The sequence below is a fragment of the Pseudomonas sp. GW821-FHT09C09 genome, from assembly GCF_059418105.1.
Map to the genome: position 1 here is coordinate 224692 of NZ_JBWKPF010000006.1, position 22799 is coordinate 247490.

21 protein-coding genes are annotated in these 22799 nt (G+C 57.8%); 13 read left to right on the top strand and 8 right to left on the bottom strand.

The features are described 5' to 3' along the window. Positions 1–26: 26 nt before the first annotated feature. Both proP and AC07NR_RS20560 read right to left on the bottom strand, forming a co-directional pair. A complete protein-coding gene (gene proP, locus AC07NR_RS20555) occupies positions 27–1526 on the bottom strand; it encodes a glycine betaine/L-proline transporter ProP (protein WP_114882313.1) in 1500 nt (499 codons plus the stop codon). 125 nt (positions 1527–1651) lie between these two features. Continuing rightward, entirely contained in the window at positions 1652–2497 is an 846-nt protein-coding gene (locus AC07NR_RS20560; protein ID WP_248739007.1) for a helix-turn-helix transcriptional regulator, read from the bottom strand. Between the two features lie 95 nt (positions 2498–2592). On the opposite strand from AC07NR_RS20560, the gene AC07NR_RS20565 reads away from it, so the two are divergent. The 3 genes from AC07NR_RS20565 (at position 2593) to AC07NR_RS20575 (ending at position 6929) form a co-directional block, all read left to right on the top strand. After that, positions 2593–3549, top strand: coding sequence for a threonine dehydratase (locus AC07NR_RS20565; RefSeq protein ID WP_248739008.1), 957 nt, complete (start codon positions 2593–2595; stop codon positions 3547–3549). A gap of 103 nt (positions 3550–3652) precedes the next feature. Beyond that, complete coding sequence (locus tag AC07NR_RS20570; protein ID WP_495079306.1) at positions 3653–5197, top strand: methyltransferase regulatory domain-containing protein; 1545 nt, start codon at positions 3653–3655, stop codon at positions 5195–5197. Positions 5198–5393: 196 nt separating this feature from the next. After that, positions 5394–6929 carry a sensor domain-containing diguanylate cyclase gene (locus tag AC07NR_RS20575; protein ID WP_495079307.1) on the top strand — a complete coding sequence of 512 codons (1536 nt, stop codon included), beginning with the start codon at positions 5394–5396 and terminating at the stop codon, positions 6927–6929. 48 nt (positions 6930–6977) lie between these two features. Here AC07NR_RS20575 and AC07NR_RS20580 read toward each other — a convergent pair whose 3' ends face one another. Both AC07NR_RS20580 and AC07NR_RS20585 read right to left on the bottom strand, forming a co-directional pair. Continuing rightward, positions 6978–8099 carry an alkene reductase gene (locus AC07NR_RS20580; RefSeq protein WP_495079308.1) on the bottom strand — a complete coding sequence of 374 codons (1122 nt, stop codon included), beginning with the start codon at positions 8097–8099 and terminating at the stop codon, positions 6978–6980. A 107-nt stretch (positions 8100–8206) separates the two neighbouring features. Then, the gene (locus AC07NR_RS20585; protein ID WP_192553318.1) at positions 8207–8884 is read right to left on the bottom strand and encodes a type 1 glutamine amidotransferase domain-containing protein; all 678 of its coding nucleotides are present in this window, start codon (positions 8882–8884) and stop codon (positions 8207–8209) included. 211 nt (positions 8885–9095) lie between these two features. Between AC07NR_RS20585 and curR the strand changes: the two genes are divergently transcribed. Then, positions 9096–9680 carry a TetR family transcriptional repressor CurR gene (gene curR / locus AC07NR_RS20590; RefSeq protein ID WP_423205418.1) on the top strand — a complete coding sequence of 195 codons (585 nt, stop codon included), beginning with the start codon at positions 9096–9098 and terminating at the stop codon, positions 9678–9680. A gap of 4 nt (positions 9681–9684) precedes the next feature. Here curR and AC07NR_RS20595 read toward each other — a convergent pair whose 3' ends face one another. Then, positions 9685–10941, bottom strand: coding sequence for a PucR family transcriptional regulator (locus AC07NR_RS20595; RefSeq protein ID WP_495079309.1), 1257 nt, complete (start codon positions 10939–10941; stop codon positions 9685–9687). Between the two features lie 248 nt (positions 10942–11189). Here AC07NR_RS20595 and AC07NR_RS20600 point away from each other — a divergent pair, with 248 nt between their 5' ends. From AC07NR_RS20600 to AC07NR_RS20610, 3 genes are read left to right on the top strand one after another with little or no spacing between them, the layout of a single operon-like run. Then, positions 11190–11459: a YtcA family lipoprotein gene (locus AC07NR_RS20600; RefSeq protein WP_248739015.1), complete on the top strand. Its 270-nt coding sequence runs from the start codon at positions 11190–11192 to the stop codon at positions 11457–11459. A gap of 9 nt (positions 11460–11468) precedes the next feature. After that, complete coding sequence (mdtN, locus tag AC07NR_RS20605; RefSeq protein WP_495079310.1) at positions 11469–12521, top strand: multidrug transporter subunit MdtN; 1053 nt, start codon at positions 11469–11471, stop codon at positions 12519–12521. After that, complete coding sequence (locus tag AC07NR_RS20610) at positions 12518–14527, top strand: FUSC family protein (protein WP_495079311.1); 2010 nt, start codon at positions 12518–12520, stop codon at positions 14525–14527. The genes mdtN and AC07NR_RS20610 overlap by 4 nt, the downstream gene beginning before the upstream one ends. On the opposite strand, the gene AC07NR_RS20615 is transcribed toward AC07NR_RS20610, so the two are convergent. Beyond that, positions 14524–15462 carry an AraC family transcriptional regulator gene (locus tag AC07NR_RS20615; RefSeq protein ID WP_495079312.1) on the bottom strand — a complete coding sequence of 313 codons (939 nt, stop codon included), beginning with the start codon at positions 15460–15462 and terminating at the stop codon, positions 14524–14526. The two genes, AC07NR_RS20610 and AC07NR_RS20615, sit on opposite strands and share 4 nt — an antisense overlap. Positions 15463–15483: 21 nt before the next feature. After that, positions 15484–16317 (bottom strand): oxidoreductase, encoded by an 834-nt coding sequence (locus tag AC07NR_RS20620; protein WP_495079313.1) that lies wholly within the window; start codon positions 16315–16317, stop codon positions 15484–15486. Between the two features lie 189 nt (positions 16318–16506). Between AC07NR_RS20620 and tspO the strand changes: the two genes are divergently transcribed. The 4 genes from tspO (at position 16507) to AC07NR_RS20640 (ending at position 20169) form a co-directional block, all read left to right on the top strand. Continuing rightward, positions 16507–16950 carry a tryptophan-rich sensory protein TspO gene (gene tspO / locus AC07NR_RS20625; protein WP_085708550.1) on the top strand — a complete coding sequence of 148 codons (444 nt, stop codon included), beginning with the start codon at positions 16507–16509 and terminating at the stop codon, positions 16948–16950. A 10-nt stretch (positions 16951–16960) separates the two neighbouring features. After that, entirely contained in the window at positions 16961–17929 is a 969-nt protein-coding gene (locus AC07NR_RS20630) for an alpha/beta hydrolase (RefSeq protein ID WP_495079314.1), read from the top strand. A gap of 181 nt (positions 17930–18110) precedes the next feature. Further along, positions 18111–18836: an Nmad2 family putative nucleotide modification protein gene (locus AC07NR_RS20635; RefSeq protein WP_495079315.1), complete on the top strand. Its 726-nt coding sequence runs from the start codon at positions 18111–18113 to the stop codon at positions 18834–18836. Between the two features lie 367 nt (positions 18837–19203). Then, entirely contained in the window at positions 19204–20169 is a 966-nt protein-coding gene (locus AC07NR_RS20640) for a hypothetical protein (protein WP_495079316.1), read from the top strand. Positions 20170–20412: 243 nt separating this feature from the next. On the opposite strand, the gene AC07NR_RS20645 is transcribed toward AC07NR_RS20640, so the two are convergent. After that, the gene (locus AC07NR_RS20645) at positions 20413–20733 is read right to left on the bottom strand and encodes a hypothetical protein (RefSeq protein ID WP_495079317.1); all 321 of its coding nucleotides are present in this window, start codon (positions 20731–20733) and stop codon (positions 20413–20415) included. A gap of 529 nt (positions 20734–21262) precedes the next feature. On the opposite strand from AC07NR_RS20645, the gene AC07NR_RS20650 reads away from it, so the two are divergent. Next, entirely contained in the window at positions 21263–21709 is a 447-nt protein-coding gene (locus AC07NR_RS20650) for a hypothetical protein (protein ID WP_495079318.1), read from the top strand. Position 21710: 1 nt separating this feature from the next. Next, positions 21711–22733: a serine/threonine-protein kinase gene (locus AC07NR_RS20655; protein WP_495079319.1), complete on the top strand. Its 1023-nt coding sequence runs from the start codon at positions 21711–21713 to the stop codon at positions 22731–22733. The last annotated feature ends 66 nt before the right edge of the window (positions 22734–22799 follow it).

A 22799-nucleotide genomic window follows, 5' to 3' on the forward strand; every position in this document is an offset into this window, starting at 1 on the left:
TGTTGTCCCATCAACTCTTTATATCGTTATTCAATTCGCGGGTGCTGCTGCACGAGGTGCTCGCGTTTGGCTTCCAGCTCGGCGATTTCGGCGTCGATGTCTTCGATCTTCTGTTCGATGTTGTCGTGATGCTCCTGCAGCAGCTCCTTGGCTTCCTCGATATCGGACGCCGCAGGGGCTGCGCCGCGCAGCGGTTTGTTGGCGGTTTCCTTCATGGTCACACCGGTGATCAGCCCGATGACGGCAGTCACCATCAGGTAATAGGCCGGCATGTACAGGTTCTGGGTGCTTTCCACCAGCCAGGCGACGACGGTCGGCGTCACACCAGCGATCAGCACCGAGACATTGAAGGCACTGGCCAGCGCGCTGTAGCGGATGTGGGTCGGAAACATCGCCGGCAGCGTAGAGGCCATGACCCCAATGAAGAAATTGAGCACCACGGCCAGTATCAGCAGGCCGGAAAAGATCAGGCCGATCTTGCCGCTGTTGATCAGCATGAACGCTGGAATGGCGAGGATGAACAGACCGATGCTGCCGAAGATGATGAAGGGACGACGGCCGATCTTGTCGCTGATGAAACCGATGGCAGGCTGCACGAACAACATGCCGACCATGATTGCGATGATGATCAGCACCCCGCGATTTTCGCTGTAGTGCAGGTTGTGCGACAGGTAGCTCGGCATGTAGGTGAGCAGCATGTAATAGGTGACGTTGGTCGCCGCCACCACGCCGATGCAGGTCATCAGGCTGCGCCAGTGTTTGGTCGCGACCTCCTTGAACGACACTTTCGGGCCGCCGGCCAGACCTTCGCGGTCACCTTGTTCAAGCTTTTCGACATGCTGCTGGAACGCCGGCGTCTCTTCGAGCGCATGGCGCAGGTAGAGCCCGATCATGCCCAGCGGCAGGGCGAGGAAGAACGGCAGGCGCCAGCCCCATTCCTGGAATTTTTCTTCGCCGATGATCGCGGAAATCAGTACCACCACGCCGGCGCCGAGAACGAAACCGGCGATGGAACCGAAGTCCAGCCAACTGCCGAGGAACCCGCGTTTGCGATCCGGCGCGTACTCAGCGACGAAGATCGAAGCACCGGTGTATTCGCCCCCGACCGAAAAACCCTGGGCCATTTTCGCCAGCAGCAGGAGGATCGGCGCCCAGATGCCGATCGAGGCATAGGAGGGGATCAACCCGATGGCAAAGGTGCTGAGCGACATGATCACGATGGTTGCCGCGAGGACTTTCTGCCGTCCGTACTTGTCACCCAGCGCACCGAAGAACAGCCCGCCCAGCGGCCGGATCAGGAACGGCACCGAGAAGGTCGCCAGTGCCGCGATCATCTGTACGCCGGGATCGGCGCCGGGGAAGAAGACCTTGCCCAGCACATAGGCGACGAAGCCGTAGACGCCGAAGTCGAACCACTCCATCGCGTTGCCCAGCGCGGCGGCGGTAATGGCTTTGCGCATCTTGGCATCGTCGACAATGGTGATGTCTTTCAGTCCGATCGGGCTGACGCTTTCCTTTGATTCCATGGGATTCACTCTGCATCTGATCTGTCTTTGTGCAAACCGCGAGTCAGAGCGGTTTGCCGTGGCCGATGCCATCTCTGTGATGGCACGGCTTCTTCCTGATCAGATACAAGTGGACACGAAAAAATTCACCACTGATTTGGTTTTTTGCCAATGGCCGGATTGTGACGCGATCCTGCACGCATTTGCGCCGGACTCACGCCAAGTCGCTGCTTGAACGCACTGGTCATGTGCGCCTGGGAATTGAAGCCGCAGGCGAGGGCGATTTCCGCCAGGCTGGCCTTCGAGTCACGCATCAATGCCCGGGCTCGGGCCAGGCGGCGGTCGATCAGGTAACTGTGGGGGCTTTTGCCGGTCGCCAGCTTGAAGGCACGAGTGAAATAGCCTTCGGACAATTCCAGCAGTTGCGCCATGGTGTGAAGGCCGAGCGGGCCGTCGAGACCGGCGTCGATGAATTCGTCGAGCAGGCGCATCCGGTTACCGGTGATCGAGCCCTGGAGCGACAAGGTATCTTTGCCTTCGGTACGTTCGGCCAAGGCGAGCGCCCAGGTTTGCCAGTCATCGTCCACGGAGGCATTCAACAAGGCACGGCGCATTCGCGAGGCGAGGTGAATGGCCTGTGGATCGATGCGATTGTTGAACGCGTGCTCGCCCGACAACGCGATGCCGTCGGTGCGGATCACCCGCAGGTATTCACCGCCCATGGGCGATTCGGACATCACGTCACAGCCGGCAGGTACAAACGCCAGGCCATTGGGCATGGCATCGAAGGGGCGCACCCGGTCGCTGCCGATGGCGTGCACGCCGCGCTGGCTGTCGAAGGCAAAGCCGATTGCCGACTGGCTCGCCACATATCGGGTAGCGTAGGCGGCGCCGGGCAGCAATTCGATCGCCCACGGGCCGGCCTCGATACGACGGACCGGTTCCGGGACGACGGCTGGCTGCTGACGGTTTCGATGGCTCATGAGCGCCATAGTAGTGAAGAGTGCAGGCGAAAGTCAGGTCAGTTTTTTGAAAGCCGATGTGATGTGCCCATGCCTAGACTGGGGCCAGGCACAAGGAGATTCTCATGCATTCACTCACTCGCGAAGACATCGAACAGGCTGCCCGTCAGGTTTACCAGGTGATGCCGGCCACCGCCCAATACCGCTGGCCGTTGCTGGCCGAGCGGCTGGGCTGCACGGTGTGGGTCAAGCACGAAAACCACACACCCACCGGCGCGTTCAAGGTGCGCGGCGGCATCACCTTCATGCACTGGCTGCGGCGCGAACATCCCAACGTCAAAGGCATTGTTTCCGCGACGCGTGGCAATCACGGGCAGAGCCTGGCGCTGGCAGCCAGTGCCGTCGGGTTGAAGGCGCTGATCGTGGTGCCGAAGGGCAATTCGCTGGAAAAGAACAACGCCATGCGCGGTTTTGGCGGCGAAGTGGTCGAGTACGGGCGTGATTTCGACGAGGCCCGCGAGGAAGCGGCACGTCTGGCGCTGGAACACGGACTCTATCTGGTGCCACCGTTCCACACCGAACTGGTCAAGGGCGTGGCGACCTATGCGCTGGAGCTGTTCAGTGCGGCGCCGGATCTGCACACCGTCTATGTGCCGATCGGTTGTGGCTCGGGCATTTGTGGCGTGATCGCCGCTCGTGATGCGCTGGGTCTGGATACTCAGGTCGTAGGTGTGGTCTCGACCGAAGCGGCCGCCGCCAAGCTGTCCTTCGAGGCGAAAACGATCTGCGAGACCGCCTCCGCCAATACCTTTGCCGACGGCCTGGCCGTGCGCAAACCGATTGCCGAGGCGTTCGATGTCTATGGGGCCGGCGCTGCACGAATCGTGTCCGTCAGCGAGGACGAAATCGCCGAAGCCATGCGCGTGTATTACACCGACACCCACAACCTTGCCGAAGGTGCCGGCGCCGCCGCGCTGGCCGCATTGATGCAGGAGCGGGACAGGATGCAGGGCAAAAGGGTGGGGGTGATTCTGTCCGGGGGCAACATCGACCGGGCGGTGTATGCGCGGGTGATTGGCTGATAGACAACGGCTGGCTACGGGACGTCGCTTTTGCGCTTGTGATTGGTCCCGACTACCCCTTATAAGATCGACTTTCACTTTCGATATAAAAAGGGTGTCACGCATGAGCAATGCCTGGAACGAAGGTTATTTCACGGACGAAGGCTACACCTACGGGTATAGCCGCGAGATCAATCCGGTTTTCCAGCGCTATTGTTTGTTGCTGCGTGGTTTCACCACGCTGGAGAGCACTGACGGCTATCACTGCGAGCTGGGTTTTGGCCAGGGCGTTTCGATCAATATCCATGCGGCGGGCAATCCGGGCACCTACGTCGGTACGGATTTCCATCCGGGCCAGGCCGCCCATGCCATCGGGCTGGCGAACGATTGGGGCAGCGATGCGCGGCTGTATGACGACAGCTTCGAGCAACTGCTGGCCCGCCATGACCTGCCGCAGTTCGACAGTATCAGCCTGCACGGCATCTGGACCTGGGTCAGCCGTGACAATCACAAGCTGATCATCGAGTTTGTCCGTCGTCATCTGAAGCCGGGCGGTCATGTGTACATCAGCTACAACTGCTTCCCGGGCTGGTCGCCCATGGCGCCGTTGCGCCAGTTGTTCAGCCTGCATGACCGCTTTGCCACACAGACTTCGGCACGCCCGGACCAGCGGATCGACGCCGCGCTGCAATTCTCCGAAGCCCTGCTGGCGGCCAACCCCAACTACGCCAATTCGGTGCCGGGGCTGGACGCCAAACTCCAGAGCATCAAGGGCCAGAATCGTCAGTACGTCGCCCATGAATACTTCAACCGCGACTGGAACTGCATGTACTTCACCGACGTGGTCGATGCCCTGGCTCCTGCCAAACTCGACTACGCCACCACCGCCGTGCCGCTGGACACGGTGGACCCGCTCAATCTCAGCGCCGAAGGCATGGACTTTCTGGAAGGCATCGAGCATCCGGTCATGCGTGAGCAGGCGCGCGATTACTTCGTCAATCAGAACTTCCGTCGGGACCTTTACGTGCGCGGCGCCAACCGCTTGTCCGCCAGTGAACACCGCGAGCGCATGCTCAGTACCCGTTTTGTCCTGATGCAATTGGCAGACAGCGTCGCGGGCAGCGTCACCGGTCCGGCAGGCTCGGCCACGTTGCAGGCAGATATTTACGGCCCGGTACTCGACGCGCTGGCGGATGAGGCCTATGTGCCGAAAACCCTGCGTCACTTGCTGGAAGCCTCGCCTGCATTGGGCTATGGCGATGTGGAGCAGGCCATCAACGTTCTGATCGGCATGGGCGCCGTGGCGCCATGCCAGAGCGAAGCGGCCGAGAAACTGGCACAGGCGCGCTGCAACACCCTCAATCTGCAACTGTGCAGACGCTCGTTGTTCGACCACAAGATCCAGGTGCTGGCCAGCCCGGTCACCGGTGGCGGCGTAACGGTCAGTCGTTTCCAGCAGTTGTTCCTGATTTCGATCAAGCAAGGCAAAACCCGTCCGGCCGAGTGGGCATTGCTGGCGTGGGGCATCATCGGCGGTCAGGGTGAAGGTCTGCTGAAAAACGGCAAGGCGCTGACCACCGCCGAAGAAAACATTGCCGAACTGACCGAACAGGCCGAGGCGTTTGCCGGACAGTCGCTGGTCATTCTCAAGGCCCTGAAAATCGTCTAGCGGCAAAAGTCTTTTGGGGTCCGGTTTTTTCATCGAACCGGCCGATCAGCGAACAGTTCTTCGAGGGCCTGACACGCCGTTGCTGCGCCTTCGATGGACTGCTTGTATCCTGCGCGGCCCGGGACATACGGTCGCTGTTGTGGCCCCGGTCCGACAACGGCCGTGACGGAAAACGGACTTTCCAAAAGGTACTGATGTGAAGCGTGATACCCACCTCGTGATGCTGTTGCTGTTGGTGATCGGCTGCTCCCTGGCGTCGCTGACCATCTGGAAGGTGCTGGGCTCTCGGGACCGTGCGCTGGACGAGGTGAACGTCCATGGGTTGAACCTGACCCAGGCGCTCGCGACCTATTCCGAAGGCATCGTCCGGCAAAGCTCGCTGCTCTTGCTCGGGCTCGTCGAACGCCTGGAAACCGAGGGCAGCGGCCCCGCGCAGATCGAACGGTTGAATGCGCTGGTCAACCGTCAGCAGCCGCTGATGCCGCAGCTCAGCGGCATCACCGTTTACGATAATCGCGGCCGCTGGCTGATGTCCTCCAACCGACCGATTCCGGCCGGGGTCAACAGCAGCGACCGGGACTATTTCATCCATCACCGTGACGATCCTTCCCGCGAGCCCTTCATCGGCCCGCCCATCCGTAGCCGCTCGAATCAGGAGTGGGTGATTACCGTCAGCCGCCGCTTCAATGACGCGCGCGGAGAGTTCGCCGGCGTGGTGGCGGTCACCCTGGGAGTCGAAAACTTCCTGCGACTGTTCGGCAAGCTCGATGTGGGGCAGGAAGGCGCCATCGGTCTGTCCTACACCGACGGCACGCTGCTGGTGCGTTATCCCTTTCGCGAACAGGACATGGGGCGCAATTTCTCCAAGTCGCCCATTTATGCGAAGTACCTGGTGGATCAGTCGGTGGGCACCGCTTCCTTCACGTCCAGCCTCGACGGGGTGGAGCGGCTCTACGCATTTCGCAAGAGTGAAAAGCTGCCGCTGATCACCACGGTCGCGCTCGGCAAGCGCGAGGCATTGGCGGCGTGGCGACTGGAGGCGCTGCTGTCGATTGTGGTCGTCGCATCGTTGCTGGGGCTCACTGGCGTGATCGGCTGGTTTCTCATTCTCGATATACGTCGGCGGACCCAGGTGGAAGGGGAGTTGCGGCTCACTCAACAGCAGTTGCTCGGATCAAACCGGCAGCTGGAATTGCTGGCGATGAAGGATGCGCTGACCGGTCTCGCCAATCGCCGCTGCTTCGATGAAACACTGGCCATGGAAGCGCGCCGGGCGCAACGGGACGGGGCTTCGCTGGCCTTGCTGATGATCGATATCGACTACTTCAAGCTGTTCAACGATTCCCAGGGACATGTTGCCGGCGACGCCTGCCTGCAACGGGTGGGGAAGGTGCTTGAGGCCTGCGTGCGGCGACCGTCGGATCTGGTGGCGCGCTATGGCGGGGAAGAGATGGCGATCATCATGCCCGACACCGATGGCGAGGGGGCGGCTGTCGTGGCGCAACTGATTCTGGAGCGACTGACGCAAGAGCACATTGCTCACCCGGCGAGCCCGTTCGGTCAGGTGACGGTCAGTATCGGCGTCACTGCGGCGGCCGGGCCGCAACTGGCCGTGGTGCAAGCGCTGATCGAGACGGCAGATCAGGCGTTGTACCAGGCGAAGACCACAGGGCGGAACCGGATGGCAAGGAAAGCTCCAGGCGACAGCATCCCTTCAGCACAGCCCGTGTGAGCGGTGCTGAAGGGGCGGGTGTTGCGCCTTATCGATAATCGGCAGTCATCACGCGTACTCGGGGTAGTCCACATACCCTTCGGCATTGCCACCGTAGACCGTGGCCGGATTCAGCGCGTTGAGCGGCCAGTCATTGGCGATGCGCGCCGGCAGGTCCGGGTTGGCCATGAACGGGCGACCGAAAGCCACGAAATCCGCCAGCCCGGAATCGAGCAACTGCGCACCGGATGCTGCGGTGTAGCGCCCGGCGTAAATGATCGCGCCACTGAAGGTGTCGCGCACTGCCTGACGGAACGTGAGCGGCATCGCCGGGGCATCGTCCCAGTCGGCTTCGGCGATGGACAGGTAGGCGATGCCCACGTCCTGCAGCACCTTGATCGCTTCGATGTAAGTGGTGTGTGGATCTTCCTCGACCATGCCCAGGTAGGTGCGCGCCTCGTCGGTGGTGGTGAACAGCGGGGCAAAACGCACACCGACTTTTTCACGACCGATGCACTCGGCAACACCGGCCACCACTTCACGCAGAAAGCGCAGGCGATTGTGCAGCGAGCCGCCGTACTGGTCGGTGCGCAGATTGCTGTGGGCCGAGATGAACTGGTTCACCAGATAGCCGTTGGCGCAGTGCAGTTCGATCCCGTCGAAACCTGCCTCCATGGCATTGCGTGCGGCCTGGATGTACAGCTGAACCAGTTCCTGCACTTCATCGGTGGTCAGTGCGCGAGGGGTGGACGGTGGCACCAACGCGCCGGCGCCGGGCGCGGTTTCGATGAACACGCTGACCCGGTCAGTGGCCACCGCAGAGGCCGAAACCGGTGCGGCACCGTCAGGTTGCAGAGCTGTGTGGGACACGCGCCCCACATGCCAGAGCTGAGCGAAGATCACTCCGTCCCGGGCATGGACGGCCTCGGTGACCTTGCGCCATCCGGCGATCTGCTCAGGGGTATGAATGCCCGGCGTCCACGCATAACCCTGGCCGCGCGGCTCGATCTGCGTGCCTTCCGTCACCAGCAGACCGGCGCCGGCGCGCTGCTGGTAATACTCGGCCATCAATGCGTTGGCGATGTTGCCCGGTTGCGTGCTGCGCTGGCGGGTGAGGGGTGGCAGCACGATGCGGTTTTTCAGGGTGTGACGACCCAAAGTGGCGGGTTTGAAGAAACTGCTGTGATTCATGGATGTGCCTTGAATGGGGTTTATTAGACCAGTCGACTAATGGTCGGGCGAAAAAAAGACGCCGTGCAACACGCGCACGGCGTTCGGGTGGATGACGGCTGTAAATGTCAGCCGAGCAGGTTCAACAGTTTCTCGGCGACAGCGGCGGAACTGGCAGGGTTCTGGCCGGTGACGAGTTTCCCGTCAGTCACCACGTGCACCTGCCAATCGGCGACCTTGGAATAACGGGCGCCGAGGCGCTGGAACTCGTCTTCGACCAGGAACGGCACAACATCCGTCAGACCGACCGCCGCTTCTTCAGAGTTGGTGAAACCGGTGACATCACGATCCTTGACCAAGGCTTTGCCGTCGGCGCCGAGTACATGACGCAGCACACCCGGGGCATGGCAGACGAAACCATGAGGCTTGTTGCTGCGGGCGAAGGCTTCGATCAGGGCGATGGAATGCTTGTCCTCGGCCAAGTCCCAGAGCGGGCCGTGGCCACCTGGATAAAACACGGCATCGAAATCCTCGGCGCTGACATCGGCCAGGCGCCCGGTGTTCGCCAGCGCTTGTTGCGCCGCCGAATCCTTGCGGAAGCGGTCGGTTTCGGCGGTCTGGGCGTCGGGTTCGTCACTTTTCGGATCCAGCGGCGGTTGGCCGCCGGCGGGCGAGACCAGCGTGATATCGGCGCCGGCGTCCTTGAAGGCGTAGTAGGGCGCGGCGAACTCTTCGAGCCAGAAACCGGTTTTCTTGCCGGTGTTGCCGAGTTGATCGTGGGAAGTCAGAACCATCAAGATTTTCATAGAGCACCTTGGGTGGGTCGGGTGTCGTGGCTGTACGAGGGATTCGCACACGATCGACACCGGGGAAAAGGTTTGTCGGGGCGCAGCATAGATTCCAATTAGACCAGTCGTCTAGTAATTTTTTATCCGCATGTTTTTCATGGACCGGTGTGGCAAACTCCCGTTCCTTCGAGTTAAACGACTGGTCTATTGCCTGGTAATCTGCGCCCCGATGAAACCGACCTACGACGACACCCGCCAACACCTGCTCGACACCGGCCACCGGATGATGGCCGAGAAAGGCTTCACCAGTGTCGGCCTGAACGAGATCCTGCAAACCGCCGGCGTGCCCAAGGGCTCGTTCTATCACTACTTCAAATCCAAGGAACTGTACGGTCAGGCGCTGCTCGAGGATTACTTTGTCTGTTACCTCGCCGACATGGAACGACGCCTGACGCTGCCCGACCTGAATGCCCGCGAGCGGCTGATGGACTACTGGCAGGGCTGGCAGGATCGCTGCACGCTGGAAGGGCACGGCGACGAGTGTCTGGTGGTGAAGCTCAGTGCCGAGGTGGCCGATCTGTCCGAAGCCATGCGCCTGACTTTGCGCGATGGCGCCGAGCGAGTGGTGGCACGCATCACCACTTGCATCGAGCAGGGCCAGGCCGATCAATGCCTGCCCGACGGCGATGCCCGGCAGCTGGCGGAAACCCTGTATCAGCTTTGGCTGGGGGCCAGTCTGTTGAATAAGTTGCAACGGACCGGGCAGTCGCTGGACACGGCGATGACGACCACGAAGCGATTGTTGGACGCCTGAGCTTTTAGCTTTCCTGTCCCTTGCTGATCGAATGCCGACGCAGTTTCAGGGCCGTGTCGAGCCGGCTCACCCAGTTGATGTCATTCAGATCCGCGCCCAACAGATTCTCGATGCGTCCTGTCCGGTAATTGAGGGTGTTCGGGTGGATGCCGAGGGTCTTGGCGGTCTGGGCGCGGTGACGGCCGCTCGAGAAAAACGCTTCCAGTGTCAGCAGCAGGTCGGGTTCATGGCTGAGCTGCTCGATGAGCGACATCAGGTACCTGAGGGTGTTGTCGTGGCTGCGCACGCTGTCTTCGATCAGCACGCTTGAATAGCGTCGGACACGTGCTTCGGCCCCGTCGAAAGGGAACAGGTCGATGGCCTTGATCGCTTCCTCCGCCGTGCCAATCCAGCCGGCGATCCCCTGATTCAACAGACCGATGCCGATACCCCGCAACGACGGCAGCAACGCCGGCAGTGACGCGGCGCTGTCGCTCATGCGCTGATCGCATTGCGTGAGGGTTTCGCCTTTGATGCCCGGCAGCCAGATCACCAGTCTGTCGCGGTACCAGACGCGGATCAGCTCCTTGACGGGAATCTTCAGGTGCCGGGCAACCTGCAGGGTCATGCGGTCGAATTCGTCCTCGCGCTGCAACGGCTGGACCGGGCGCAAGGGCAGTTCCAGTGCAAGTGCCACCCGGGGCGTGCTGGCGTCCAGGCCGAGTGCCGACAGGGTGTCTTCGAATCCCTCGATATCGTGCGGCGAGTGCAGCAGGAAGTGATAAAGCCGCTGGTGCAGATGTTCCCGCCAGCGGACTTTCTGAATCTGTTCTTCCAGATACGCCTGGACCACTTCTTCGGCAATGTCGTCGAAGAAGTCGAACATGTAGCCGGAAATCTGCAACAACAATTCTTTGCTCAACGCATCGTCGTCTCTGGCAAGTTCCAGATAGCCGCTCCAGATTTCACGCACTCCAAGACTGAACCCGCGCATCAGCGATTGCAGGGGCACACCCTGATGGACGCGCCGGCAACCGATCTCCTTCAGCGTACGGCGAGTGTCCTGCGACAGACCCTCGCCGGTCAGCAGCGTTTCGCACCACAGGCGCGCGGTGTAGCTCAGGGAGTTTTCCAGATCCTTGCGGGCTTCGGGCGTGAGGTCCTTGTAGCCTGCCATCCCGTTGAGCTGGCGGTTGATCTTCGCGGTGAGCAGGGAAGGGGTGTTCGCAAACTCGCGGGTGATCGTTGCAAGTCGAGCGCTGAGGGTGGGAATGGGCGTCATTGCGTTCACCTTTTTGCGCCTGGAAGTGTCGGTTTCACTCGCCGGCGAGTGTCTGTGCGCGCTCTATACTCTTACGTTCACCAGGCCAGTTCAACAACGCTTTCAGCCCGGATTTGCGGTTGTTTACTGTCACAACGAAGTTATGTTTTTTTCCAATATCGGGGCCGTCTTCGGATCGGTAAGGTGCGCAGGTCAATTCCTTGCCCAGAGGTTCCGGTTTGCGTCAGTCGTCACTCGCGGAGGTAGACATGCCTTCATTCGATTCCGTCAGGCTGGCACTGATACCTGTCGTTCTACTGCTCAGTGGATGCTCCACTTCCCCCTCGCTTGTACTGTTCGGTGCGGCTTTTCCCGACTGGCTGTTCTGCATTGTCGGCGGCGTTGTGGCGACCACGACGATCCACGTGATACTGGGCAGATATTCGCTGCGCGAACGCATTTCTCCTCTGGCACTGAGTTACCCGGCACTGACCGGGCTCCTGGCGATGCTGTTGTGGCTCGTCGTCTTCCACGGATGAATGCCCGCCATGAATAAACCCGACGCAAAACCGCATTCAAGCCGTGTGCCGGCGCTGCTGATCGTGCTGGCGGCGTTCCTGCTGCTGGGTTACGTGCTCTGGCAAACCGAAACCCGGCCCAGTACCGATGATGCCTACGTGTATGCCGACACCATCGATGTCGTTCCGGAAGTGAACGGCCGGATCGTCGAGATGCCGGTGCGCGACAACCAGTTGGTCAAGCAGGGCGATCTGTTGATCCGCATCGACGCGCGTCCCTATCAGGACGCGCTGGATCAGGCCAAGGCGCGGCTGGTGACCCTCAATCACCAGATCGGTTTGACCCAGCGCAGCGTGAATGCCCAGCAATACGAGGCCGCATCGGCCGTGGCATCGGTCGAGCGGGCGAGGGCGCAGGCCACGCAGTCCAACGACACCCTTCAACGTCTGGAGAAGTTGCTCGCCAAGGGCTACGTGTCCGTGGAGGCCGTGGATCAGGCGCGAACGGCCCAGCGTTCGACGGCTGCCGAACTCAACGCCTCCCGATTGCAGGCGCAACGGGCCGGGGCTGCCGTCAGTGGCGTGGATGCGCTGGTGGCGCAGCGGGCCGAGGTCGAAGCGCAGATTTCTCTGGCCGAACTGAGCCTGGAGTTCACCGAAGTACGCGCACCTTTCGACGGACGAATCGCGTCCCTGCGCACCACCGTCGGCCAGTTCGCCTCGGCCTACAAACCGATCTTCACACTGATCGATACGCGCCACTGGTACGTGGTGGCGAACTTTCGCGAGACCGATCTGAAAGGCATCAAGGCTGGCACGTCCGCCACGCTTTATCTGTTGGGCGACACCGGCAAGCGCTTTCAGGGGCGGGTCGACTCGCTCAGTTTCGGTGTGTTGCCGGATGACGGCGGGACCGTCATCGAAGGGCTGCCGCGTGTCCAGCGCACCATCAACTGGGTCAGGGTTTCGCAACGTTTTCCGGTGAAAATCTCCGTGCAGGATCCCGACCCGGAGCTGTTCCGCATCGGCGCCTCGGCCGTCGCGGTGCTGCGCCCTGACGAACCGGCCAAGACCGGTCAATGAAACCCTCGGCGGAAGACTGGAACCGGGGCGGTCTGGAGCGCCTGTACCGGTTTCTGGTCGATGAGCTTCAACCCTATCCCGGTCGTATGAACCTGTTGCTGCGCACGCTGCTGGGCAGTGCGCTGGTGATCATCATTTCGATGACCCTGCAGGTGCCGTTGCTGGCGCTATCGCTGATCGTGGTCTTCTACGTGACGCAGACCAACGTGGTGCTGACTCGCATGGTCGGGATGCTGTTTCTGGTCGGCGCGACGCTGGCCATCGGCTTGACCATCCTGCTTCTGAAGTTCACCTACGGATACCCGCTGCTGAGAATTCTCGGCGCGAGCGTGCTGTTTTTCTGCAGTGCGTATCTGATCCGGGTGACCCGGATCGGCGTGGTGTTTTTCGTGGTCGGCATTGTGGTGATCTATGCCCAGACCTTCGTCGACCTGACCGATCAGGCCGAGGCGGTTTTGCGTCTGGTGCTCTGGGTGTGGGTGGCGGTCAGTTACGCCATCGGCCTGACGCTTTTGGTCAACACGTTGCTGTTGCCGGCGGAGCCTGTCAGGCAATTGCAGAATCATCTGCGCTCCCAGGTGCTCACGGTTGCCCGGTGTCTGAGCGGCGAGCAGAGCGGGGCGGCGTTGGGTGCCGCCGCGATTCAGCGCAGCGTGTTGGCCTCGCAACAATTGTTGCGGTTCGCCTGCATGCGCGACGCCGATTTTCGAAGTCAGCAGGCTGCGCATCTGGCGCGCATCAGCAGTATTTCCCGGCTGTTGACGCTGGCCGCTCAACTGCCGCCGCCCACAGCCAATGCCCGGGCCACCGAGTTGTTGCGTCAGGCCGTGCTGGATCTGGGGGCTTCTCTGGAGACGGGCCAGGTGCCTGAGGGATTGTCTGCACTTGATCAGATCGATACGACCGGTCTGCCCGGCGTTTACGAAGAAATGCGCCTGGAGTTGTTGTCTTTTCTCAATGTGCAGGCGGCAGACAGCATCCCGGAAACCAAGGCGAAGGGGCCGCCGATGTGGGTGCCGGATGCCTTTGAAAACCCGGTGTACACGCAGTTTGCCGTCAAGACGCTGCTGGCCGCGTCGCTGTGTTACCTGTTCTACATGGGCACCGACTGGCAAGGCATCCACACCATCATGCTGACCTGCCTGATCGTCGCTCAACCCAGCCTCGGCGCCACCGGGATGCGCGCGACGTTGCGTGTCGGTGGTGCGCTGGTGGGCAGCGCTTTGGCATTGGCGATGGTGATTCTGGTGGTTCCGCACATCGACGGAATCGTCGGCCTGCTGTTCATGTCGTTGCCGGTGATCGCGCTCGGTTCCTGGATCGCCGCCGGCTCCGAGCGAATCAGCTATGCCGGCGTGCAGATCGTGTTCACCTTTGCGTTGGCGTTGCTGGAGCAGTTTGAGCCCAGCACCAATCTGACGGAGATTCGTGATCGCATCATCGGTGTGCTTTTGGGTGTCGGGATTTCCCTATTGATTCACGCTTTCCTGTGGCCCGAGGCAGAGGGTGAAACGCTGCGTCAGCGATTGGCTACGCTGGTTGGCCGGCTCGCGGATTCGCTGAAAACCAGACGAACAGCTGACGATGCCCCCCGTGATTTGCGGGTGTGGAGTGAGTTGGCCGATTGCCAGGCGATGGTGGCCCGGGTGGCACTGGAACCCGGTTGGCAAGTCGCCGAGAGTCATCAGGAAGTGCTGGTTTTTCGCATGCAGGAATTGCTGGTGCGACTCCGCACCATCGCCATGGCAATCGATGCGTTACAAGTGGAGTTGACTCACGGTCAGTCCCAGGGCGAGGCCTGGCTGGCATCCCTTGAACTGTGCAACGCAACGTCCGCCGTGCTGGGTGACTACGCGCAGCAACTGAAAGGTCAGCAGGGCTTTGCAGTCGCGAGCGGGGAGCTGGAGCGCTTGCGGGAATACGCCAGCGCAAGGCTGGCGGACGATGTACTCAAGGCGCGTTTTCTTCAGTTGCTGGCAAGCGTGGAAAACCTGCCTGCCAGTTAGTGCGACGAAACATACTCCGAGGGCGTAGTCGGCGCAGGCAAGGCGTACGTTGCCTTCATCCACTCTATCTCCGCCTGCGGTGTTCTGCCAAAGAAGCGTTTGAACTCGCGACTGAATTGCGAGGCGCTTTCATAACCCACGTTGAACGCCGCTGCCGAAGCGGTCATGGCATTGCGCAGCATCAGCAGTCGCGCCTGGTGCAGACGTGTCGACTTCAGATATTGCATGGGTGAGGTGTCCGTCACGCCGCGAAAGTGCAGGTGAAAATTCGGCACGCTCATGCTGGCTTCGTGGGCGAGTTGCTCGACGTCCAGGCGCTCCTGATAGCAGCTGTGGATCTTGCGGATCGCCCGGGTCACCTTGCCGAAATGCCCCTGTCGATTGAGCGCGGCACGCATCGATCCGCCTTGTTCGCCCGTCAGAATGCGGTAGTAGATTTCCCGCAGCAGCGATGGCCCCAGAATCTGCGCGTCCCCGGGAATGCTCATCGCTTCGAGAAAACGCAACGTCGAAGCGCGGAGCTTGTCGTCCATCGGTGAGGCGTACATGCCCTTGGGCTGCGAGTCGCTTGGGCCGTGCAGGTCATCCACTTGCTGCATCAACTCGCTGGCCAACTGGAAGTCGAGGTGCATGTAGATCGCGAGCATCGGTTCGGCCTCGGTGGCATCGGTTTCCATGGTGAAGGGGATCGGCACGGATACCACCAGATAATGCTGGGCGTCGTAGACGTAGATGTCATCGCCCAGATAACCGCGCTTCTGGCCCTGACAGAGAATCACGATGCCCGGGTCGTACAGCACCGGCGTGCGGGTCAGCGGCCGGTTCGAGCGCAGGAAACGCACGCCTTCAAGTGCACTGAGGTTATAACCCTCGACCGGTGCGAGGGTTTCCATGAGCTGCACCATGCGCGAGGTGCCTGCGTCGACCTGCTTCATTGCGCTCTCTCTATTGGCCACTCAATGGTCGGTGGAGCGAGTCAACGCTTCCCACTGATCGATCTCGCTGGCGGCGTGTTCGAGCTTTTCACGCACCAGGCGCAACGCGTCACTGCCCAGGAGCAGGTGCGCCGGTGGTGTCGGGCTGGCGATGATCTGCAACATCGCCCGGGCCGCTTTTTGCGGATCGCCGAGTTGCTTGCCGCTCTTTTCTTCGCGGGCCTTGCGCACCGGATCGAAACTGGCGTCGTAGTCGGCAATGCTGCGCGGCGTGCGCTGCATCGAGCGACCGGCCCAGTCGGTTCGAAATGAACCCGGCGCGACGGCGGTCACGGAAATATTAAAGGGCGCCAGTTCCTTGCTCAGCGTATCGGAGATGCCTTCGAGCGCAAACTTGCTGCCGCAGTAGTACGCGATGCCCGGCATCGTGATCGTGCCGCCCATCGAGGTGATATTGATAATGTGGCCCGCCCGCCGCTTGCGAAAGAAGGGCAGGAGCGCCTTGATCACCGCGACCGCACCGAACACGTTCACGTCGAACTGGCGGCGCATCTCTTCGAGCGGCGACTCTTCGAAGATGCCTTCGTGACCGTAACCGGCGTTGTTGATCAACACATCGACCGGGCCATGAGTCGCCTCAACTTCGGCAATGATGCCGTCGATCCGATCGAAGTCCGTGACATCCAGCATCACCCCGTAAGCGTTATCCACGGAGAGTGATTGAAAGGCGTGCAAGTCGGCTTCCTTACGCACGGTGCCAATAACGCGGTGGCCGGCCGCGAGCGCTTCCCTGGCCAGCGCATGGCCGAAGCCGCTGCTGACGCCGGTAATGAAAAGGGTCTTGGTGGTGGTCATGACGGGCTCCGGTGATTGGGGTTTCAGCTCATGGTATCCATCGTAGAAACGCCCACCTATGTCGGTTTGTCTTTGAGCATTGCCTATTCCTATCAGCGATGCGAGATAACGCCCGATGAACTTTTTGCATGGCTCCGGGCATCCAAGCAGGAACAGACCCAACGCGCTGATATCAGCCAAGGACAGACGATGACCTTTCTAATTTTCCTGTTGGCCTGCGGTGCGGCAGCGAGCACCGGGATGATTTTCCAGCCGGGCCCATGGTACCAATCGCTGGTCAAACCACGCTTCACACCGCCCAATTGGGTATTTCCTGTTGCCTGGACAACGATCTACCTGTTGCTCGCGTGGGTTGGTTATCGTCTGACCCTGACGCCCGGCAGCGAAACGGTCCTCGCCTTGTGGGCAGCGCAAATTGCATTGAACACCTTGTGGACGCCGGTATTCTTCGGCGCCCATCGTATCTTCGCCGGCATGCTGATCATCACGCTGCTGTGGCTGGTGGTCGCCGCGATGGTGGTGTTGGCCTTGCGCCTGGACGTGATTACCGGTTTGATCCTGTTCCCTTACCTGGCATGGCTGTGCGTCGCGGCGGCGTTGAACTTCTCCATTCTGCGTAACAACCGCGAATAAAAAGGACGAAATGAAAACATCAATGGACTGGCCCGCCGACGAAAACGAGTTGGCGCAATTGCGCGCCTTCAACAAGAAACTCGCCCGGCTGCCGCGCTTTCGCATCCGCAATCGCATCACGCCGCGAGTGATTCAGTTGCTGCTGCGCCTCAGCCAATTGGGCGGCGCGAAAAAGTTGCGCAAGCACGGGCTCGAGGCCGAACGCAAAGTGGTGGGTGTCGACGGTGCTTCAGTGCCGGTGCGGATCATTCGGCCAAAGACAAAAGCCAAAGGCGTGGTGCTGGATTTTCATGGCGGCGGCTGGGTCATCGGCAACGCGCAGATGAACGATCACCTCAACATCGGCATGGTGAAAGCCTGCGATGTGGCAGTGGTCTCGGTCGATTATCGGCTGGTGGTCTCGACGCCGATCGAAGGCGTCATGCAAGACTGCCTCACCGCGGCCCGCTGGCTGCTGAGCGATGACTGCCACGAATTTGCGAACCTCCCCGTCATCGTCGTAGGCGAATCCGCCGGCGGCCACCTCGCCGCCGCGACCCTGCTGCAACTCAAACAGTGGCCGGACTTGCTCGAACGGGTGCGCGGTGCGCTGCTGTACTACGGCGTCTACGACCTGACCGGAACCCCCAGCGTACGCAACGCCGGGCCCGAGACCTTGCTGCTGGATGGGCCGGGGATGGTTGAAGCGCTGCAAATGCTCACGCCGGGATTGAGCGATGAAGAACGCCGGCAACCGCCGTTGTCTCCGCTGTACGGCGACTTCACCGGGTTCCCGCCGGCGTTGATGTTCGCGGCGGAGCTGGATCCGCTCAGGGATGACACGCTGGAGTTGGCTGAGCGTTGGGGTAGGGCGGCGGAGGTGGAGGTGCATCTGCTGCCGGAGACGGCGCATGGGGTGATTCATTTTCCGCTGGGGTTGGCGGGGAAGGTGGTTGGGTATGGTAGGGCGTGGGTTGGGGGGCGGGTTGGTGAGGGGTGAGTGTTTTATGGAGGGTCGGTTTCGGCTGCTCATGAATGTTCGCTATCGGCCAAAAGCTGCCGGTCGAGCCAGTAGCTTCCTACCCATTCTGTGATTTAGCACTGGCAGAAATTGGCAAAAGAAAGACAATTGAACGCGTCTAGGAATCAACGTCGACTCAAAACTCAAAAAGAGCCTGCGCATGAAATTACTCAAGTATGTAATAACGAATGACTCAGGTTTGGCCCCCAACCCGTTCTTCGGCGTATGTTCGCTGGCGCTTTGCACGCCTAACCATATGAACGCAAATCTGCTGCCGGGAGATTGGATTGTTGGTCATACGTCAAAGGCGACTGGTCATCGGCTGGTATATGCCATGCAACTGACGAAGGTGCTTGGTATGGACGAATACTTCAGCCAATTCCCTGAGAAGCATCCCAATCCCTACGGCAGTATCGAGCAACAGTACGGCGACAACATGTACTTTCGCGAGAATGGTCGATGGTTGCGTTTGCCATCGGCTGAGCACAATAGCGTGGAGTCCTTTCGGCAGGATCAGGGCCGCCGTGTTTATCTGGCGCAAGGCGAGAATCACTTTTGGTATTTTGGCGCAGCCAATCCTCTACCTGACCTCTTTGGATTTGCCGATCAGTTTCCATGGCTTATTCAGGGGCAACAGGGCTTTGGATACATTCATGATGCGGAGCGTATACCAGTATTCACTACATGGCTGTCATCACTGGGGCAAAGCGGCCTTCGGGGACAGCCGCGCGATCAGCAAGCAATTGCGACAGATCGCCACCTGATATCAATTGATCCTGAGCCTACCTGGCGCGATGCGCAATCCAATGAGGATCAAAACCAATCGGACGCGGCCTGTTGCAAACGCTTTGCTGCCCGTCCGAGTGTCACCAAGCGGGGCTGTTGAGCAACGTTAGATTGGTGAGTACATCGAACTAACGCGATGTTTCAGCCGATACACTGCTATTTTTCACGCCTCTAAGGTTGTTCGTGCCTCATATAGACCTGAACTCTCGCTGTCCGTTGGATCTGGCACGCGAGACTAAAAATAGTCGATTTGTGCACGTAGTGATCGGCAGGAGTCGGCCAAGAGGGGCCCTGCGCGAATTGCACGAAACGAAGCAAGCTAGCTAGCTAGTCGTTTCGCTTACGTGAGATTTCATGATTTTTTAATCTGGTGATATTTTAAGGCTCAGTGGTTTTTACTATTGCAAAAAAAATCTCCACTGCATATGAATAGCTCGAACAAAATTATTAATATTGGAGCAGGGTCTATGGAAGTGATGAAGAAAGGGATCGAAACGCGATTTGTGGCATTCTTGGATATTTTAGGCTTTAAGGGTTTGGTAAATAAAATAGAGGCTGAGAACGAGGATGGAAAAGATTACGAAAGGGTTGCATGGGCTTTAGAGTTCTTACATGAGGAGTCCAAAGAGTCAAATGGGCATCATGATCTGAATGTCTATGAGTTGACTTCTGATGGTTGTTTAGTAAAGGAGCTAGGCGATCCAAGATTAAACTATATATCAGATTGCATCATAATTTCAGCTGAAGGTAGCTTTGATGGATTTAAAGCTCTCTGCAATAAAGTGACCAAGTTTTCTATTCAAGGTGCCTGCGCAGGTATTTATATGAGAGGGGGCATAACCTACGGAAAGATTTATCATCATGGCCCCATACTTTTTGGTACCGCTTATCAAAGAGCATTGGAGCTAGAGGCGGGCGCTTCTAGTCCCAGGGTATTGGTCGATGATGTTGTTTGTGAAGTGTTGTATGAGCACGTAGGGAGATTCCCTCTCAATGGTCATGCAATTAGAGTTGATGATGATGGAAAAAAATACCTTATTAATTATCCATTTGGGTATGAATCCGGTTTTGACTCAAGCTGGATTGATACATTGTTAAGAGTGAAGGCCTCGATTTTATATTTTTTGAACAAATTTGATGTTCGGGTTGGTGGCTTTGGGCCGGAATTACGACGGCTTGATCAGTTTTGCTGTTGGAAGGAGAAATACTCGATGAATTTGAATTTTGATGGCGGTGATGAGCATGTTTTAAAAAAATATATCTGGCTGCAGAAAGAGTTCAATCGGACGCTAAGGAGATATTCAAGAGTTATTAACGCTCGTCATCAGGTACGCATAAATCCTTATGCTGTGCAGGCCGGTCCTAGGATTGCGCCCATTACTTGGAACGGCAGAATATGGGCGCCGGAAAAAGAACTTGGTCGGTACCGATAGGCTTTGTCCACTCTAGCTGTTTGACGTGGCAGGAAGCTAGACTAAGAAGATTTATATAGGCCTGGTTTTGCGAGATAAAACTGTTGAAGAAAAAGGGGGGATTGATTTTTCGCAATATAAATCAGTCCCCTTTTTAATGAATGGTGGAGGACTAGGGTGGATCAATCGATTGGTACTATTGTCGCTATTCGGCCAGAAACGGGCGTTCAACGCTAAAGCCCAGCCGTCCATTTGGATGAATGATTAGGGCGCATTCCAGTCAATGGTAATATCACCTGTGTTAACGAAGAGGGCGATCTCCGCGAACCATAACAAGCAGCCACCCCATCCGGCCACTGCATGCCAGTAGCTGTATTGCCAAACTTCTGGCGATACTTGGACACAGCTTCCATGAGCACAAACAAAATATTTTCCCGCTTGGATATACCCGTTGAGCGCATCGCCACCAATGTATTTGCTGATCGCTACGAAGATAAAAAAATTGAGCATGCCAAGCACTAATGTTGGGTACAAAACCCACCGTGCTCGATTCGACAAACTCTTGAAAGTGAGACGTGATTTCATGACCCCTCACTAATGAATATACAAAGCCCTGGGGCCGGTTATACGGCCTTGGTCGCGTCCAAAAATCTAAACGCGCCCCCTGTACTGATTGGAGCTTATCTTCGCTGAGGCCGGCTAACAACCAGATGCATAATCGGACGGAGGAAGCGAGTTAGGAAGTGGCTGTTTTGGATCGAGAAACGCCGGTTGAGAGAGTCGACTTTCCCCCCAAACCTAAGATTCGTAACAGGTAAAAGACGACCAAATGCGGACGTTCACAAGCGACCGCTATCGGCCAGAAGCGGACGTTCGGCCCTTGGCCACTTCTGGCCAAAAGCATACGTTTATCTAGCACAGGGCCGGCATAGGCGCTGTCTTTGAGCCCATATCATCAACTGGTGTGAAGGAATCCCCAAAGAGTGTTTCGGTATCTGCCTAGCCTGGACTGGTACATTATGTAATCTTCTGCTATAGACAAATGACCGCTTTTTCAGTGAGGCGATTTTGGAGCTGTAAAAATAATTACTAAAAATTGAAGGGAGATCAGATTATGAAAATTGGAGTAAGGGCCTCACCGACTGAAGTAATTTATTGCGTATTCGACCCTAGTAACGACACGATAGTGAATATAGGAAAAATAAACATCCCTAAATCACTTGGAGTTCCTGAGCAGCTTAAGCATATCAGACTAAATTTACTCGACGTGCTTCGGGAATATGATGTTCTGGAAGCTGGTATAAGGATTTTAGAGCCTACAGCGCAGAGTATTTCCATTGAGCGAGTCCAAATCGAAGGCGTTATACAAGAAGCATTCGCCAGTAGCAATGTGAAAAGTTACTATGTCGGCCAAATTTCAAGTATCTCTTCCAGAGTCGGGATCGATCGAACTCAATTCAAACCATTAGTTGAAGGTGAGACTAGTCTAGACGGCTTTGAAAACTGGCGTGACCTGTCTAAAACAGAGCGCGAAGCGGCGCTTTGCGCTATAGGAGCCTGATATGTACGGCGTATATAGTCGCGCAGAAGTCGAATTTGAGTATAAAAAAGAGATCGGTCAAGACGGGAAAAATTCTAGAGCCTACCTTGCACACGATAAATATCTTGATGCCGAATTAGTTATTAAAGAAATGGCTCAAAGCAGCTTTGAAAACAGCGATGCCTTTTTTGCGGAGTCCAGATTGCTATACAAGGCTGCCCATGCGCACGTTGTTCAAATTCAATATGCTTGCGCGTGTGAGAGCAACATTTACCTGGCATTACCGTTTTACAGGAATGGCTCTTTAAAAGATTTTTCAAAGAACAACAACCTCACCGTGCGAGAAATAGTCAGGTTTTCGATTCAGATATGCTCCGGCCTTCATAATATACATTCAAAAGGTCTTATACATTTTGATGTCAAACCCGATAACATCTTACTTTCAGACAGGCTAGAGGCATTAGTTTCAGATTTTGGGCTAGCAAAAGCAATGGGACTAAATTACATGGCCACGCCTGCTCAGATGTATACGAAGCACATGGCGCCTGAGTATTTTACCGAAACTGAATTTACCAGCCAGTATGATATTTACCAATTGGGATTGACCATTTATAGACTCATTGTCGGAGAGGCAGAATTTAATGCCCAAATAGCAGCCTTTGGCTCCTTTGATGAGTTAAAAGATGGGATTCTCACTGAAGCATTCCCCCGCCGTTTGTCGCTTGAACACATACCCTCACGCCTGAAATCGATAGTGGAAAACTGTCTGAAGGTCGAACGCAATGAAAGGTATAACTCGGCACTTGAAGTTGCGAATGATTTGGCTCAGATAGACGACAAAACACTCGATTGGGTATATGAGAACGACGATGGCATACGTCGATGGCACAAAGTGACGCCTACCCACGAATACTTGCTGGAGATCGACCGAACTGGCACGTCCGTCGCCCAAAAGAAGACTACAGCAGGGAAATGGTCTAGGATAAAGGAGTCATGTGGTGGATTGACCACCGCTGCAATCAAGAGATTTCTAAGGAAATTCTGATGCGTATTATACGCAATGACAGGAAAACATATAAAACTCGAGAGTCACTCTCGTCGCCGCCTAAAA